This window comes from Pacificoceanicola algae (genome assembly GCF_049341065.1).
Taxonomy (GTDB): domain Bacteria; phylum Pseudomonadota; class Alphaproteobacteria; order Rhodobacterales; family Rhodobacteraceae; genus Pacificoceanicola.
Map to the genome: position 1 here is coordinate 17,390 of NZ_JBMPIX010000022.1, position 15,657 is coordinate 33,046.

Annotated in this window: 12 protein-coding genes; 4 read left to right on the forward strand and 8 right to left on the reverse strand. The window is 58.6% G+C overall.

The window, feature by feature from the left end:
- Positions 1-6: 6 nt before the first annotated feature.
- From ACOYQJ_RS21270 to ACOYQJ_RS21300, 7 genes are all read right to left on the reverse strand, one after another.
- Positions 7-1,662 carry an RNA-binding domain-containing protein gene (locus ACOYQJ_RS21270; protein ID WP_422907988.1) on the reverse strand — a complete coding sequence of 552 codons (1,656 nt, stop codon included), beginning with the start codon at positions 1,660-1,662 and terminating at the stop codon, positions 7-9.
- Positions 1,662-3,566 (reverse strand): site-specific DNA-methyltransferase, encoded by a 1,905-nt coding sequence (locus ACOYQJ_RS21275; protein ID WP_422907989.1) that lies wholly within the window; start codon positions 3,564-3,566, stop codon positions 1,662-1,664. Before ACOYQJ_RS21275 ends, ACOYQJ_RS21270 begins: the two co-directional genes overlap by 1 nt.
- A complete protein-coding gene (locus tag ACOYQJ_RS21280; RefSeq protein WP_422907990.1) occupies positions 3,559-4,248 on the reverse strand; it encodes a DUF4391 domain-containing protein in 690 nt (229 codons plus the stop codon). Before ACOYQJ_RS21280 ends, ACOYQJ_RS21275 begins: the two co-directional genes overlap by 8 nt.
- Positions 4,245-7,517, reverse strand: coding sequence for a helicase-related protein (locus ACOYQJ_RS21285; RefSeq protein ID WP_422907991.1), 3,273 nt, complete (start codon positions 7,515-7,517; stop codon positions 4,245-4,247). Before ACOYQJ_RS21285 ends, ACOYQJ_RS21280 begins: the two co-directional genes overlap by 4 nt.
- A 253-nt stretch (positions 7,518-7,770) precedes the next feature.
- Positions 7,771-9,708: a type IV secretory system conjugative DNA transfer family protein gene (locus tag ACOYQJ_RS21290; protein WP_422907992.1), complete on the reverse strand. Its 1,938-nt coding sequence runs from the start codon at positions 9,706-9,708 to the stop codon at positions 7,771-7,773.
- A 12-nt stretch (positions 9,709-9,720) separates the two neighbouring features.
- Positions 9,721-11,595 carry a relaxase/mobilization nuclease domain-containing protein gene (locus ACOYQJ_RS21295; protein WP_422907993.1) on the reverse strand — a complete coding sequence of 625 codons (1,875 nt, stop codon included), beginning with the start codon at positions 11,593-11,595 and terminating at the stop codon, positions 9,721-9,723.
- A complete protein-coding gene (locus ACOYQJ_RS21300; protein ID WP_114273193.1) occupies positions 11,588-12,136 on the reverse strand; it encodes a helix-turn-helix domain-containing protein in 549 nt (182 codons plus the stop codon). The genes ACOYQJ_RS21295 and ACOYQJ_RS21300 overlap by 8 nt, the downstream gene beginning before the upstream one ends.
- Before the next feature lie 677 nt (positions 12,137-12,813).
- Here ACOYQJ_RS21300 and ACOYQJ_RS21305 point away from each other — a divergent pair.
- Together ACOYQJ_RS21305 and ACOYQJ_RS21310 are read left to right on the forward strand one after the other, a co-directional pair.
- On the forward strand, positions 12,814-13,605 hold the full coding sequence (locus ACOYQJ_RS21305; RefSeq protein ID WP_422907994.1) for a nucleotide-binding protein: 792 nt from the start codon (positions 12,814-12,816) through the stop codon (positions 13,603-13,605).
- Complete coding sequence (locus tag ACOYQJ_RS21310) at positions 13,598-14,287, forward strand: hypothetical protein (protein ID WP_422907995.1); 690 nt, start codon at positions 13,598-13,600, stop codon at positions 14,285-14,287. The genes ACOYQJ_RS21305 and ACOYQJ_RS21310 overlap by 8 nt, the downstream gene beginning before the upstream one ends.
- On the opposite strand, the gene ACOYQJ_RS21315 is transcribed toward ACOYQJ_RS21310, so the two are convergent.
- On the reverse strand, positions 14,244-14,585 hold the full coding sequence (locus ACOYQJ_RS21315; RefSeq protein WP_068247265.1) for a hypothetical protein: 342 nt from the start codon (positions 14,583-14,585) through the stop codon (positions 14,244-14,246). The genes ACOYQJ_RS21310 and ACOYQJ_RS21315 overlap by 44 nt on opposite strands.
- A 181-nt stretch (positions 14,586-14,766) precedes the next feature.
- Here ACOYQJ_RS21315 and ACOYQJ_RS21320 point away from each other — a divergent pair, with 181 nt between their 5' ends.
- Positions 14,767-14,946 carry a hypothetical protein gene (locus ACOYQJ_RS21320; RefSeq protein ID WP_068247264.1) on the forward strand — a complete coding sequence of 60 codons (180 nt, stop codon included), beginning with the start codon at positions 14,767-14,769 and terminating at the stop codon, positions 14,944-14,946.
- 159 nt (positions 14,947-15,105) lie between these two features.
- On the forward strand, positions 15,106-15,375 hold the full coding sequence (locus ACOYQJ_RS21325) for a hypothetical protein (protein WP_040179869.1): 270 nt from the start codon (positions 15,106-15,108) through the stop codon (positions 15,373-15,375).
- Positions 15,376-15,657 lie beyond the last annotated feature (282 nt).

Sequence of the window (15,657 nt, forward strand, 5' to 3'; positions counted from 1 at the left end):
CTTGTTTCATTCGCACAGCTTCCATTGTGGGGCAGGTTTGGAGCCAGCGTTAAAAATCACGTCTTTGCGCCGTAAGCCGCTGAGAAGGTTTCCGATTTTGTTTCTCTTCTGCGTGTCATCCAAGGCGTCGCTTAACTTGTCCCAGAGCAGGTCATCAACGTCCTTTCGTGAAGCGCTGCCGAACTTTCGTAAAAACTCAACCACCATGTCCGCGTAATGCTGATCGTCAAACGCACGGGTCTTGATGTATTCGGCCTTCTTGGACGATGCAGCCGCGACAGCAGCCGAGACGCGGAACCGAGGTTTACGCCCCTCAACCAGCCCCTTGCGCTTCAGAGCCTGGATCGCCGCATCCGGCACCTCCAACCTTTTCTGCACCCGGTCCAGCGCCAGCACGTCGGTCAGCTTCAAGCCGCCGTTTTCCATCAGAACGCGTGTATAGGCCGGATCGACCACCCCACCATAGACCGTCATCACCACTGCATCGCCCGACACCTCGTAATCCGGCATCGGAAGGTAGCGCCGACGCTGCGTTTCATACATCCGCTGAATGCCATAGCCCATCTGGTCGATCATGTTCAGCTCGACCATGGCCTGCACCAGATAGGGGTTGCGATAGCCCCTCGGCGTCTTGTCGCCGCGCACATAATCCTCGGGGGCGCCCTCAAAGAACCGCCCTGCGTTTTCCAACACCAAGCGATCCGGCCGCTCGGTCACGATGATCCGCTGGTTCTGGCGGTAATCCTGATGGGCGATGCAGTTGTGCAGCGCCTCCAGCACCACCTTCTGATCGTATTTCGACACCTCATGCGGCAAAAGCTCGTCATCGGGCAGCAGCCGCAGCTGGATGTTGCGGATACGTTGATACAGCTGCGAGGTCGCCAGCAGGAATGGCGGGCCGAAATGTTCATAGGCCGATTCCGGCCCGACCAGCTTCCATGTCATCTGTGCGGGATGGGGGGACAGCAGGTAGGCGCTTTCCGCACGCCCCAAGAGCAACAGCGCCGTGCGGGTCACCTGTCCGCGTTGGGTTACCTTCGCGCGGTCCAGCAGGGTCGCCACCGGCCAACCGCGCACCTCATCCGCGTCGATCCGATTTTGATGCTTCAGGGCAAAGTCACTGCGCGCGCGCTCCACCGCATTCGGGTCCAGATCGTCCAGCGTGGCGCCGTCCACCACCTGCGCGCTCCAATCGCCGTGCAGGGTTTGGTTGCGGATTTCATCCTGTTTCGCAAAGCCAAGTGCGCTCAGGCTTTCACCTGCCCGCGCATAGGTCTGACCCTGCCACGCAATGGGAATACCCCTTGGGGCGGGCGGGATTTCCAGCATGACAACCCGCTTGCCATCCACATCTACCTCGTGGATTTGCCGGAACGTGATTTTCGGGTCTGCACCTTCGGCAATTTGTTGTTTCAGGCTTTGCAGATGCTCGGGGGCGGGCCGATAATCCGTCCCCACGACAGTCCTGCTTTTGTTATTCACCCCGAACACAAGCCAGCCCGCGTCGACGTCCTTCAGGTTTGCCTCATTCGAGAGGGCCGAAAAGTATTTCCCGATATCCCCTGTGGAATAGGAATTGGACGCCTCCTTGAACTCGACCACCTCGTTTTCCCAGGTGGCGATCAGGTCAGTCAGTTTGAGGCGCAGCTCGGCGGGGGTCATCAGATGGCTTTGACGTCTGTGTCGGGCGACAGGGATTTGAAGATCTGTTTGACGTTGATCTTTGTCGCGTCGTCCTTGAAGCCCGTGTCCTTGAACACCACGCGCAGGGGATGGCGGGTGGCGAGGGTTTTGACGAGGGTTTCATCCACGCCGTTGTCGAAACAGGCGATCAGGGCGGTGCCGGCGACGGTGAAGACGGTCTTGCCCGCGACGCTCTCGCGGGTGATGGGCAGGGTCAGGTCAACGCCCCAGTCCAGCAGCACCTGAAACAGCAGGTCTTCGGGGCTGCGGTCGGGTTTGATGTTGTCCACGCGGGTCAGCAGGTCGGCCTGAGTGGTGGCGTCGGGGGTGTAATAGACATCGGCCATGTTCGAGCTGTCGATTTTCAGCACGCGAAAGCCCACATCGCGGTTCCAGTCGGGGTGACACTCCCCTTCGAGGATTTTTGCCCCCGAGCGGCGGATGCGTTCTTTGGAGATATCTGTAATCCGTTGAAATCCTGCCTTGCGCGCCGGTGCTCCTTCTGGAACGTCCTCTGGTATTTGCACAAGGATAAACTGAACGTTCTTCTGCACTTCAATTGGCAATGAGAAGACAGCCTCAGCCGTTGTCGCACTTCCTGCAAAGAAATCGAGAATAATTGCATTTGGGTCACTGGAAAGTGCTATTTGGATAAACTGCTTTATCAGGGCAACTGGTTTAGGGAACTGAACGACAACTGCCTCAGGGAAATGAGCTGAAAGATCAGCTGTTCCATGCTGGGTATAAATGCCATCAATTACACTGAATGGCTTCTCCCCCCTTTCGACGCCATCCTCATCACGTAGATATTGCTTATAGTTTAGCGTCACTCGATCCTTGTTGCGCACAACAATCACATGGTTGTTTTCTAATGCTTCCAATACACGATCACGGCCCCAGAGCCATTGTCGCTGTGGCCGAACGATTTCACCATCAGCAAGCGGAATTTCGTAGACCAAATTTGGCCTTGCATCCATGCTCTTGGTTGCTTCGAGTGGCTTTAGACGATACGGCCCCCGTTTCTCAAAGTGCTCATCACGACCACTATAATATCGTTCAACCTTCTTAGGATCATAAGGCAACGCAAAAGGCGATAGATCTGCCATACTACGCGCATACATGAGTATGTATTCGTGCTGCGTCACAGCATATTTTTCTTTCGGCCCCCCTCCATAGCTTTTCTTCCATACAAAGCACTCAACGAAATTTTCGTGCCCAAAAACTTCATCGCAGAGTCCGCGCAGGTTGCCTTGTTCGTTGTCATCAATACTAACAAAGATCATTCCATCATCAGACAAGAGGTTTCTTGCAAGCTTCAATCGAGCATAAATCATTGAAAGCCAGTCCGAATGAAACCGACCATTGGCAGTCTGGTTTGCCACCAGCCGATTGCCTGCCTCATCCACCTGATTTGACTTGGCCAGAAACTCTGCCGTGCCTTCGGCAAAGTCATCGTCATAGACAAAATCATTCCCCGTATTATAGGGCGGGTCGATATAGATCATCTTGACCTTGCCCAAATAGGTCTCTTGCAGCAGTTTCAGCGCCTCTAGATTATCGCCCTCGATGAACAAATTCCGGGTGGTGTCGAACTCCACCGACTCCGCCCGCACAGGCCGCAGGGTTTTGGCAATCGGCGCATTGGCCGTGACCAGCGCCTGCCGCTTGCCCGGCCAGTCCAGATGATACCGCTCTTGCGGGCCCTCCACGATGCTGTCCGACAGTTCCTGCCGCAGCAGGTCAAAATCCACCGCGCGGCGCAGCGTCCCGTCCGGGCCGGTGCTTTCCGTCACACAACCCGGAAACAGCGCAGCGATCCGCTCCACATTCTGCGCGGTCAGGTCGGGGCTGTGCATTTTCAGCTTTTCAATCTCGTCACTCATGGTTTCCCCCGCCCGTTTTTCCCGGGTCTTTCATATGGTCAATGGCCGCCTGTGCCTCGGCCAATTGGCCGTGCAGCGTCACTTTGATATTAAACTGGCTTTCGCGTTTCAACTTCGACTGAAGCTGCGCAATCTCACGCTCTTTTGCCCTGATTGCCGTCAGTCGCGCAAGGCGGCTCTCCACATCCTCGCCCGGCACCGGCGCAACCGGCATAAGCGCGGACAGCATCCGCTCATAGAGCACACCCAGGTTGACCGCCACCGGCAAGGGCGCGCGGGGGGCGTCATGCGCGGTCCACTCCCCCCGCAAGGGATCGGACAGCACCCATTTGCCGCGCTCCGCCTCGGACGGGCGTTTATAGGCGGCGGCGGGTTGGATGCGGTCCCCCGCCACCAGCTCGAACATCAGCGGGAAGGGAATGGCGCGATCCATGGCGCGCAGGATGTCGTCATGCAGCGTGTCGCCCTTGAGCGTGACGCGGAACACCTGAATTTCCGGCACCGCAGGCGTGGCGGGCAGGTTCAGCGTTTCGGGGGCGAGCTTGTGCGCCCATGTGATCTGATCCACCTCGCGCACGAAACGCTCGCGCAGGGCCGTGCTGGCGGCGGCCCCGTCATAGATGCGGGTCTTGGGGATCACACGTTTCAAGGCAGTTTGGGGCGGGTATTGATACAGCGTCATGGGTCGCGCACCACGATGAAGGCGATGAGTTCGAAATCCTCCAGCCCCGCGATGGTCTGGGTCAGCGCCGTGGTATGCCCGCCCGAGAACAGGCTGTCGATGTCACGTTCCTCCTTGACCTCGATCATCGAGCGGATGGCGTCGTTGAGCAGGTTTGAGTAGGTGCCCATCTTGCGCCCGTCCTGCGTTTCCGCGTTGAAGGCTGTGCACAAGTCGCGAATGGGCTGTGTGACGCCCTTGCAGCCCGACCGGATCAGATCGAGCAGGCGTTTGACTTGCGTCTGGTCCGCGATGATCTGGCCGTCCTGACCGATGTAGATCAGGTAATAGGGATGCAGGCGGTTCTGCTGGCCCACGTTCACGCTGTCATGGATGTTGCGCAGCGTGAAGATCACGCCGGGGTGCAGGCCGCGCTTGGGGTCCGACGGGATGACCGTGTGCAACCCATGCGGCATGCGCGGCAGGTCTTCATGGGTCTTGAGGTAGTTGAGCAGGTCCATCCGGAAGTCGTTCAGGCCCAGGTCGGTGATGGAAATGCCGGTCTTCACGTCCTCAAGCTCGATCACCTCGTTCTGAAGGCGCTGAAGTTGGTCCTTGCGGTAGGCGACGTCCGAGCTTTTGGAGGTGAGCACGTTATCCTCGCCGGTGCCCGCCATGTCGACGATATGCATCCGGTTCTCGACGCGTTCCTTGAGGTTGATGTATTCGTCCAGGCTGATGTCGGGCCAGTAGTTGGACAGCTGGATCTGGGTGTTGGGCGAGCCGATGCGGTCGATCCGGCCGAACCGCTGGACGATGCGAACAGGATTCCAGTGGATGTCATAGTTGATCAGGTAGTCGCAATCCTGAAGGTTCTGTCCCTCGGATATGCAGTCGGTGCCGATCAGGATGTCCAGCTCAGCCGGATCATCGGGCATGATCTTGTCCTTCTCCTTGGCGCGGGGGGCAAAGAGCGTCAGGACGGATTGGAAGTCATAGTATTTCTTGAGCGTGGTTCGCGGATTGCCCGATCCGGTGACAATGCCGCTGTGAATGTTCTGTGCATCGGCGAAATGTGGCGCGAGCTGATCGAACAGGTAGTTCGCGGTATCGGCATAGGCGGTGAAAACGACCACCTTGCGGTTGCCGGGGTTCAGAGGGTTGGCCATCTTTCCGGCGATCTCGGCAATTAGATGCTGAAGCTTCGCGTCGTCTTCGGGCGTGACCTTCTCCATCTCGGCAATCAGGCCATCGATGATGATCTTGTCGACCGACAACTCCTGCTTCCAGGCCGTGACGTCCATATCTGCCAGATCAATCTTGATCTTCTTACCTACAGAGAAATCGGCGAAGTCGTCATCCTCGTCCGCAACAGCTTCCAGGTCGATGTCCAAATCCTCGACCGTCGCTGCACCGCCGGAAGCCTCGAACTGGGCAATGGCATCCAGCGTCCGGCCGATATTGCCGGACAGCGCGCCAAGGGTCTTGCGGAATGCATGGACAGAGCTTTCCAACCGCTTGAGCAGGTTGGTCGTCATCAAGGCTTGCAGGCTCTTCTCGCGGTCAGCCTGTTTCAGCGTGCCTTTGCCGCCCTCCGTCTTGGTGTCATAGAGGTCTTCGTATTTTTTCAAACGACTGGGCTGGATATAGTTGACCGGTGCATAGACGGCCATTTTCAGGTCGCTCAGCTGGGCGAATATCTCATTGAAGCCGATGACGTCGTCACGGTGCGTGATCGGCAGATGATGTGACAACGGCTTCAGTCGCGTTGGAAACTTGCCGATGTCCGCCGTGTCGTAGAAGGTTTCGATATGCTTGCGGGATCGCGCGATCGTCACCGCATCGAGCAGCTCGAAGAAATCGAAATCCAGTGCCCTTAGGATGGAGGCTGGCGTCCTTTGATCCGGGGGTAAGTTGGACCAGACGTTAAACGCAGTCTGCGCGCGACGAAATATCTCTTCCACGCTGGTCTTGGTTTTCAGGTTCTTGCTCAGGGCATCTGAATGCCCTTCATAGGCAAGCGCCAGTTGGTTTCTCAGATCTGTGAAACGATTGTTAACCGGCGTCGCCGACAACATCAGGACCTTGGTCTTGACCCCGGCCTTGATCACCTGGTTCATCAGACGTTGGTAACGGGTTTCGCGGTCCTTGTAGACATCGTTGTTCCGGAAGTTGTGGGATTCATCGATGACGACCAGATCGTAATTGCCCCAGTTCACACGATCGAGCCGCATCCCGAATGACTCGCCAGACGTTCGTGAAAGGTCCGTATGGCACAACACGTCGTATCGAAACCGGTCCTTGGCGAAAATGTTGGTGGTCAGGTTTGCATTATAGTTGCGCCAGTTGTCTGCTAGCTTTTTCGGGCACAGGACCAGAACGTCCTTGTTGCGCAATTCGTAATACTTCACCACCGCCAGAGCCGTGAAAGTTTTGCCCAGCCCCACACTGTCGGCCAGAATGCACCCGTTATAAGTTTCCAGCTTGTTGATAACGCCGACGGCGGCATCTCGCTGGAAATTGAAGAGCTTCTGCCAAACAAGACTTTCAAGATAACCGGTTCGATCCTTAGGCAGAACGTCCTCATCGATCTCGCTCAGGAAGTCGCTGAACAGGTTGAACAGAATCATGAAGTAGACCCGTTCGGCAGGATTCTCCTGGTACACGGACTCGATGTGCTCAAGGACTTCGGCCGTGACATCTCGCAGCTTTTCCTCATCATTCCAGATCTGGTCAAAGAGGTTCAGGTAGGTCTGCGCAAACTGGGGCTCATCCATGACCTGTGTGTAGCTTGAGACCGCATCCCCGCGCTGATACCCGAGGTCAACAGCGGTAAACCCTGACAGCGGCATATAGGCCGCACCGGTCTCGGACCGCTGCACATGTCCGAACTGCTGCATCGGTGCTGATGTGACGTTCGACTTGAAGCGCGCCTTTTTGCGGATCCAGTCGGCACATTCCCGCGCGACCGCCCGTTGAGTCATCTTGTTCCGAAGCTGAATCTCAAACTCGCTGCCTGAAAGCGTTTCTGCCGCTCGCCCTTTGGGAATGAAAAACTCACGCTTCTCCTTCTTGATGCGGTCGATCGCACCGTTTGGGGTAAACGTCGGTGTGGTAAAAATGAACTCGAACTCTTTTAGTTCACTCAATTCCGTTTTCAGGGCATCGAATGCGTAAATAGAGAAGCACGCGGCGGCGACCCGAAATTTCGACGCGCCGGACAGCTCGCTTTTCAGATCATCTCCCAGCAGCGTGGTTGTGTTGTCGACAATCCGCAAAAGTTCCCCCATAGGTCATATGTTCGGAAATGATGTCACACTAACTCTCGCGGCAGAATGTGCAACGCTTTGAAAATAAATGCGCAAAGCTGTTTACACTGCCAAAAAGAATAACTCGGAGCCTTGGGCGAAGCCAAGCGTCAGCCCTTCTCCAAGCATTCGGCCATCGGCCACCCCATCACCTTAATCCACTACCTAAGCCCAGACTAGGATCGTAAGCGCTTCTTAAGCCTTGGTTTTTATTTGTTTAATGATTTAGAAGTGGTCAGGCTGTACTAGTTCCGGCCAAGCCTGAGCTCCGTTGCCTACGACCAGATCGTGTTTTCTTTGGCTTTGCCCTGGCGGCTTCTGCGTATCCCTGTAGCGCGCCTGTATAGGTCTGGACCGCAGTCTCGAATTCCTTGTCGCCCATGGAGATCGCCGCGGGTGCTGCGGGTTCTGGTTGCTCGAGGGTGATTTTCTTCGGCCTGTTCGAGACTGGCGCTGCAGCAGGAGGATAGGGCAAGGCATGCCCTTGCCGTGCTTTGTCGATCTCCTCAAAATGCCGGTCCGCATAGTAGCGGATGTGATCCGCCTTGATGGGATATTGCCCCTCGGGCAGGACAAGGACCTTGTCGAGCGGGAAACGCAGCAATTCAGCGGGGGATACCAGCGCCCGTTCTTCCGAGCGACGGCTGATATTTGCGCTTTCCGAGAGCTTGCGCACGGTTGCCTGTGATCTGGTCTTGCCCACGATCGTGCGTTTGCCGAGGGCTGCGGACAGCACGTCGGCAGTGCGATCATCTTGCGGGGTCATGTAGATCTGTACACCCGCACCGGCCTGCAGCGCGCGGCGGTCGGTTTCGCCGTAGATGCCCTCAAGACCGGGGATCGACTGCGAGATGATAAAGAGCCGCCCGCCATAGGAACGGATCGTCTTGATGCTCTGCAAGACCAGGGGTTGTTTGCCCAGTTGGTCGAATTCATCCATCAGGAACATGACGGGATGTGGCTCGTCCGGTCCGGGATGCGCGCGCTGCAGACATGCGATGGCATCGGCGAACAGGAGCCGGATCAGGGGGGCCAGTGTTTTCAGGTGCTCCGGCTGCACGACAATATAGAGCGACTGTGGCTTTCGTCGGAACGTCCCGAAGTCGAAATCGCTTGCCTGTGTCGCTCGGTCCACCGCCGGATCGAGCCAGAGCTCCAATCCGGCACCGCGGATCACACTGACATAGGAATCGAGAATCTTGTCCACTTCGTCTGCCATGCTCAGGAAAATCTCTGCCACCACCGGGTTCGCGGTCTGCATGGCGGCCCGTTTGTAGAATTCCTTTTTATTGCCGCCGCCAGTCATGATCCGCAGCGCCTCACCGATCGTCGGCTTGCCGGTCTCGATGGCATAGAGGCAAGACGCCACGAACAGGCTGCGTCCGGCCTGGAAAAAGCTCTGCGCGTTCACGCTTTCGACGATGAGGAACAAGTCCGCCATGGTGTTGACGGCGGTGTATTGCTGCTCGGGGCTGGGCAGATCGGCAATGCGCTGGAGAGGATTGAACCGGTGCGTGCGGGTCAGGACGGGCCCGTTCTTGCCCTCGGGCTGAACGTAGTCATAGGGCGAAAAGTACCAGACCTGATTGTTCAGCGCCTTTTTGCGGTGGATGGATGTCTTCTCGAAATTCTCGCCCTTAACGTCGAGGATCACGGCACTGCCCTGGAAGTGCAAAAGGTTCGGTAAAACGAAGCCTACCCCTTTGCCCCGGCCCGTTGGCGCGATCATCATAGCGTGTGGGAAGCGATCTGGCGTGGCAGACACGAAAGGCGCAGGGGACGCAGGTGACCCGAGCTTGCCGAACAGAAAGCCGTTCTGGGAAAGAGACGCCGACATACGGTTGCGGCGGAGCTCGGGACGCGACTGGAAATGCGCATCATCATAATCGGTGAGCGACCCGCGATGAACGGATGTCGCTCCTGTCGCCGCCAGAAGCAGGGCAGGAAGTGCCGTGATGAGCCACGCAGTATGTTCCACCGCAGGGTTTGCCTTGATCCGTGGATCAGACAGATTGAGCAGCCAAAGTTCGAAAATATCGAACCCACCCAGGTCTTCGCCAAATCGCACCATCAGATAGAGCGTGGCGATCGCGGCACCGATCCAGGTGCCAACACCGAGACCGAGCAGGATGGCGATCGGATACCGCCAACGGCTTTCCATTGCATGCAGCATGTTTTGAATCCTCTAGAGGCCGTAATCGCCACTGGTATCGTCCCGGTCGCGCCCCCGCTCCTCGGCGCGCTCGAAAGCCTCGATCCGGGTCCGGTAGGTGGCGGCGGGTTCGCTGTCGCGCCCGGTAATGTCATCACCCGCATCCACTGCGGCGATGGCCTTTAGCTCCGAGAACACGGCTTGTCGCAGACCGGGGTCTTCGATGCGGTCCATGAGCGGATCGATCCGGCCAGCGGCCAGCTGATCCATATCCCCGTCGCGCAGGTCTTGCCGCACGTCGGAGATCAGCTTGTCCAGCGTGGCGATGTCGGCAAGGCGACTGCCCTGCCCCGCGTCAAGAATATCCTGACGCGCCAGATCCGCCAAAAGATCACGATCCATGTGCAGCCCCGCAAAAACATCACGCGCGCGCGCCTGCAGGTCGCGTTCGAGCCCAAGCCAGTCCGAGCGCTCCTGGGCGTCCACTGGGCGTGAGGCTTCGAGTTGCGCCTCGCTGCGATGGGGTGCGGTGAAACGGGCAGCAACTTCTTCGATACTGCTGCCCGCCTCCTCGAGTCGTGCCTCCATCGGTGCCAGAACGCGCGCCAACTCCGCTCTGAATTGACCCAATGCAGCATCGGCCTCGGCGACGAGCGGATTGCCCTCCTCTGCTGCCCGTGCAGCCAGCCCCGCAATCCCCTGAACACTGTAGGGATCGCGCTCGGGCGACACCGATGAAGAATGATCCGCAAGAAAGTCGCGGCCCAGAAGCGTGCCCATTTCGCGGGCCTGCCCCGCAAAGAGCTGTTCCAGTTCGACCTTTTCGGCACCGGGCGCCATGTCCTGAATGGCGCTCCAGGCGGTGTCGGCTTCCGCTTGCAATGTCTCGCGGGCGGCGATCAGACGACCGATTACATCCGCTCCGGCAGCGGGGATATCAACCCCTTCGGCAAACCCTTCTTTCACCGGCATTCCTTTCATCAAGTTGGTGGCGGCAAGCTCTGCGCTCTCCGCGATGCGCCCCATCCATCCATCCGGAGGGGTGTTGGCCTCCAGGCGCATCCCGGCAAGTTGCGCCAGCTGACGATACCCCTCGGCGTGCCTGCGTATCTCGGCCTCTCGCAGAGCGCGGCTTTCAGGATCCAGCGGGGCAACCATTGGCTCCCGTCCCTCCTTGCGGGCCGCCTGCAAATCAGTGTCCCGCGGGGCGTTTTCCATGATGCCACGCGACAGACGGGAAGAGGCGTTCAGCACCAGCCCGTGCTCGCCCGCGATCTGCGCATGCAGTTCGCGCATCATGTCATAGCTGATCTCGGAATGGCGGCTGATCGAGAGGAACTTGCCGTCCTCCATCCCGACCTTGTCGACAAGGACATGGGCATGCACATGATCTGTGTTGCAATGGAGGGCCGCCACATACCGATATCGATCCCGGTAATCCCCGCCGAACACCTCCTGCGCCCATTCGCGCGAGATGGCTTCCGCCAACTCCGCCTCGGTTCCCTTGGGAAAGGACAGGATGATGTGATCGGTGTGACCCCGTTTCGGCGCCCCGCACCAGGATGCACTCCAATCGGCAATGACATTTTCCATGCCGCGCTCGCCAAAGACACGATCGATGCCGATCTGGTTCGACCAGGCTGCGATCCGCGCCTCGTCGCGCAGGATGTATTTCATCTGTCGGCGTAACTCTTTGGGTGAATGACACCCGCCCGTGCCGACCCGCTTCACCACGCTTTGCGGCACCCGCAGCGCGTTCCAGGACATTACCGCAACCGTCCCGCCGGACGCGCCACGCCGACGGCCCGGCGATACGCGCGCCTCGCCCGCCATGGCTGCAGACCGCCGCCCCACATGAGGCAGTATCTCGCCCAATACCGCCTGCTGGAGGGTGCGTGTTTCAGCCATCGCGCTGCCCCTCCCCAACGTCCCGAAGATCGGACACCCGGACGAAGGACCCGCGCAGCGAGGCCGCGCGCAAAGCCTGCACGGCCCGAGCAACCTCTTCGGCCCGGTCCGCAAGCCGACCGACCATTGCCGCGTCGCGCGCGTTCCACCGCAGCTTGCCCGCATGGGCAAGCTTCAGCATCTGCACAAGATTGCGCGCCAAGGCATTGAGCTGATTGGCCGACGCCTTGAGCGCCGTGACCTCGTCCCGGCGAAACGCGACAATGCCGGATGACAGACGGATCATGTGCCGGAGCAAACCCGACGTGGTCATGCCCGTCTCAGCCACAAGCGCCTCGAATGCTTCAGCCTCACGGGCGGACACCCGAACCTGCAGCACGCGGCCCTTTGTGGTTCGATCCGTCACCACACCGCGCGCCCGCACGCGGGCGACAGTGGGCCGGGAGCAGCCAACACGCACGGCGATCTCCCCATCGCCAAGCCCTTGAGCAGCGAGCCGGAGAACCTCTTGTCGGGCTATGGTGGAGAGGCGTTTGGACATAGGCGGCAAGATTTATCATTAGATAGTTTTTGTAAACACGAAAACTCTAATGAGTCGCCGTGCAAGTTTTGTCATACACAATACCGTTCCTGTCAACGTCCCTTCGGTCCGTTGTCGCACCTTCGGTGATCAGCAGGCAGGGCCTTGGCCATGCCTGCTGTACACCCCACGCGACAACTAACAGACCGAAGGGACACCGCCTCCCCCGCGCCGCGATCCGGGACACTGGCCCGGATCCTGAACAGGCGCGGGAATGACGTCGGCGCAGCCGACACGATATCCCTTCATTGGCGTTGAATGCTCAAAGGGGTTCTCCCGGAAGGAGAAGAAGACCTTGTGGGATTGGAACGCCTGCGCAGCACCGTGCGTATTACCTCGGCGCTGATACGGATAGTCGATGGTCAGGTGACCCGACACCTCGAAGGCTGATGGCAGCATTGGGAAATTGTCACAACGACGCGATGGCGAAATGAATGGACGCTGCAATGAGGGTCGGCGTGAGTGACCTGCTGACCGATTGACCGAACGCGTACACAGATGATCGCCAAAACAGCACATCGCCACAGCAGCTGCACATCTGTCGGACCCAAAGGTTGAACGCCTGTATCGCGCAAGGTCTGGACGCCATCCCGAGGCATCGCCATAACGGCGCAAGATATACGTTATGGAGTCGAGGAATGCTTGTTGTGACGGCCATCTCCGCAAAGGGCGGATCGGGAAAGACAACTCTCATACAGATGCTTGCGTCCGCCATGCTCGCACGCGGCCGCCGTGTGCATGTCATGGATGCGGATGCTGACAAGCAGATCCTCGAATGGGAATCTAAAAGCGCGCGCGCCGACTTCGGTGATCTGCCACGCCTTCCATGGCCCACAGGCTTGACCGTGGCCGATGCCCCCGAGACCGTTGAAGGCCTTTACCACGCGTTGGACGGCTTTGAGGCTGAAGGTGTGGATCTGGTTCTGATCGACACCCGCCCCGGCGAGCACCCCGACACCGAAACACTGGCGCTGGCCTGCGACATGATCCTGGTGCCGGCCGTGCCGGTACAATCGGATTTCGTGGCGGCCCTGAAAACCCTGACATGGGTAATGCGCATGATCGAGACCCTCGGACCGGATGACCCCGCCCCGCTGTTTTCCGCGGTATTGATGAACGCGGACAAACGCGCGATCGATTTCGTGACCGCAGGCGATGACTTTGAGCGTGATGCGGCAAGACGCAGGGTTCACCGGCAGGACCTTGAGGTCTTCGAGGTGATTTCAACCCTGCCGCTCCTACCAACGCCGGTGCCCCATCTCGCCGCGATCCAGCGCATGCCGTTGACCGGACCGCTGGGATACGTGCGGGACATTTATGAACAGGATCTTCGTCATCGGTTGCAGGCGGGGCATCTTTCCTCAGCCCTGACACTGTGCGGCGATGTCCTTTGCGACATCGAGGCCATGGTGGACTCCGCCAATGGCTAGGAAGATTCCAAGCCGGTCCGGGACCGCTGTCTCGAACGAAGACAGGCTGGCGCGATCGCGGCAGTTCGCCACGAGCACCACGAAATATGCCGCGTTCGATCAGAGTACGGCGGAAGCGGTCGCGACAGAAGGCCCAGCGGTAAAATCAGTGGTCAAGAATGAACCCCGGAAAGGGGAAAAGGCAGCCGCGGCTGAAACGGCGCGCATCAACCCAGGGGTATCCACCCAGCCGGTGGCGGATGATGCTTGCAGCACTCGCACCGAAGGGCAGTCTCGAACCTATTACGTGCGCATCGGAGCTGAGGATCAGGCACGGATTGAGGCGCTGGCAGAACGATCTGGCCTTGATCCGGACTACGTTCGGCGTGCCTTGATCAAAGCGGTTCGCGCCCGCATGCAAAACCTGCGCGACACCGCGACCTGGCATGAGGTTGCCTCCGCTGCACGACCACGCCTGGCCGAGTCCAAAGGCACTGGTGCCCCCTTCATGAAATCGATGATCAGGCTCGACGCCGCCCATATGGCGGCGTTGCAGACAAGCATTGATGACCCGCTCAACGTCTATGGGGTGACGCTGCTGTTATCCGCCTTCGGTAAGGCGCTGCTGCACTCCGAGATCGAAGAGCTCGCTCAAAAGATCAGCGGCATCGAAGCCCGGGCAGCGCGTCCTGATCCAGCGTAAAGGCATCGCGTGCGGTCACGACAGCAATCTGACCGCCCGCCTCGATCATATCGATGAGCTGTGCCCATTCGGCAGGATCAGCATCCCGTTGCGTTGCGATCCCGTCCTGCACTGAAAAGGCAGCCTGCTCTCCGGTCGCCGCGAGAAAGACAATGCGTTGTGGCGCTTTGTCATCGCTGTGACGCGACAAAAAGTACGCATGGCTCTCGTTTGGGTTGTAGACACGGTCAGGATCGCAAACTAAGAGCAAGGTCCCGTCGTTTGCAGTCGCAGCATAGGTCTCCAGACCTCGCGACAAGCCGATCTCCCACTCGGCAGCGACAGCCGATGAAGCCGCGCCCAGAAAGAGCGCAATATGTAGAGGCCTGTAAAGCAAGTTACTAAACTCCGTTTTGTGTTGGCCAAGCATATATAGGGACAGGCAGATACCTGCCACCTGATTACTGCGGCTCCGACCAAATGGAGGTCAGGAGAAGAGCATGAAGAAGTATGCGGGATACCCCGTCGAAGTCATTTGGACGACGGTAAACGGTGAAGACGTCGAGGTCGGCGTCGTATTCCAATGGAGCTGCGGCATGCGCCGTACCAGATGGTCCGATGACTTTGATCAGGCGGACGGCGCGAACCTGAGGTACGAGCCCTATGAGGACGCGGGATAGACCGCCTCCAGCCCTAAAATGCTCGCAAGCGACCGGAGCAGGACACGATTGTGATCCGGGCCAATGACACCGAGAGAGGGAACACGCGGGGCAGAGATCGTTGCAAAGGCGACGACGGTTTGTAACGCTGCCAAAGAAGACCGATAGGAGACCCATGAGATGAAAGAGATTTTCAACGTTGGCGAGACAATCTTGCTGGACGGCGCGCCGCTTGCACTGGTGACCCCCGATGGCGTCAAGGCCTGGATCGAAGACGGCGTTCAGCACAGCTTTCGCTATGACCAAGTGCGCGATCCGCTCAGCGGCGAGATGAAATACCGCTGTCTCTACGAGAAGTACGGGTCGGATATGCCGTTCGTGCTGGTAGGCAACCCTGACAGTGAAGAAGGCGCGCATGTTATTCTTTTCGACCAGAAGCCAGACGCATAGCCCTTCGGAATCATATGCCAAGTGGCGAACACTAGAGCCCCTCGGCTTCGCCTGGCGGCAGCGTCCGCCTTGCAAGAGGGATGCAGACCCGTCAGAGCTGAAAGCGGATCGTGATGGCGACCATGTGACAAACGGCTTGGGGTGGCTCAGGATGAGACAGACCAAGACGTATTGGCACAGGAAGACAGCAAGGTCGGAATTCAGGGCGGAGCCTCAGCAGCCCGACCCCGCTTGCGGGGCTTGCCCATGTCGAAACCTTCACCATCACAGTCACGCACATCG

Coding starts and splice junctions, on each gene's coding strand:
- ACOYQJ_RS21270 (WP_422907988.1), bottom strand. CDS start 1,662: ATGACCCCCGCCGAGCTGCGCCTCAAACTGACTGACCTGATCGCCACC.
- ACOYQJ_RS21275 (WP_422907989.1), bottom strand. CDS start 3,566: ATGAGTGACGAGATTGAAAAGCTGAAAATGCACAGCCCCGACCTGACC.
- ACOYQJ_RS21280 (WP_422907990.1), bottom strand. CDS start 4,248: ATGACGCTGTATCAATACCCGCCCCAAACTGCCTTGAAACGTGTGATC.
- ACOYQJ_RS21285 (WP_422907991.1), bottom strand. CDS start 7,517: ATGGGGGAACTTTTGCGGATTGTCGACAACACAACCACGCTGCTGGGA.
- ACOYQJ_RS21290 (WP_422907992.1), bottom strand. CDS start 9,708: ATGCTGCATGCAATGGAAAGCCGTTGGCGGTATCCGATCGCCATCCTG.
- ACOYQJ_RS21295 (WP_422907993.1), bottom strand. CDS start 11,595: ATGGCTGAAACACGCACCCTCCAGCAGGCGGTATTGGGCGAGATACTG.
- ACOYQJ_RS21300 (WP_114273193.1), bottom strand. CDS start 12,136: ATGTCCAAACGCCTCTCCACCATAGCCCGACAAGAGGTTCTCCGGCTC.
- ACOYQJ_RS21305 (WP_422907994.1), top strand. CDS start 12,814: ATGCTTGTTGTGACGGCCATCTCCGCAAAGGGCGGATCGGGAAAGACA.
- ACOYQJ_RS21310 (WP_422907995.1), top strand. CDS start 13,598: ATGGCTAGGAAGATTCCAAGCCGGTCCGGGACCGCTGTCTCGAACGAA.
- ACOYQJ_RS21320 (WP_068247264.1), top strand. CDS start 14,767: ATGAAGAAGTATGCGGGATACCCCGTCGAAGTCATTTGGACGACGGTA.
- ACOYQJ_RS21325 (WP_040179869.1), top strand. CDS start 15,106: ATGAAAGAGATTTTCAACGTTGGCGAGACAATCTTGCTGGACGGCGCG.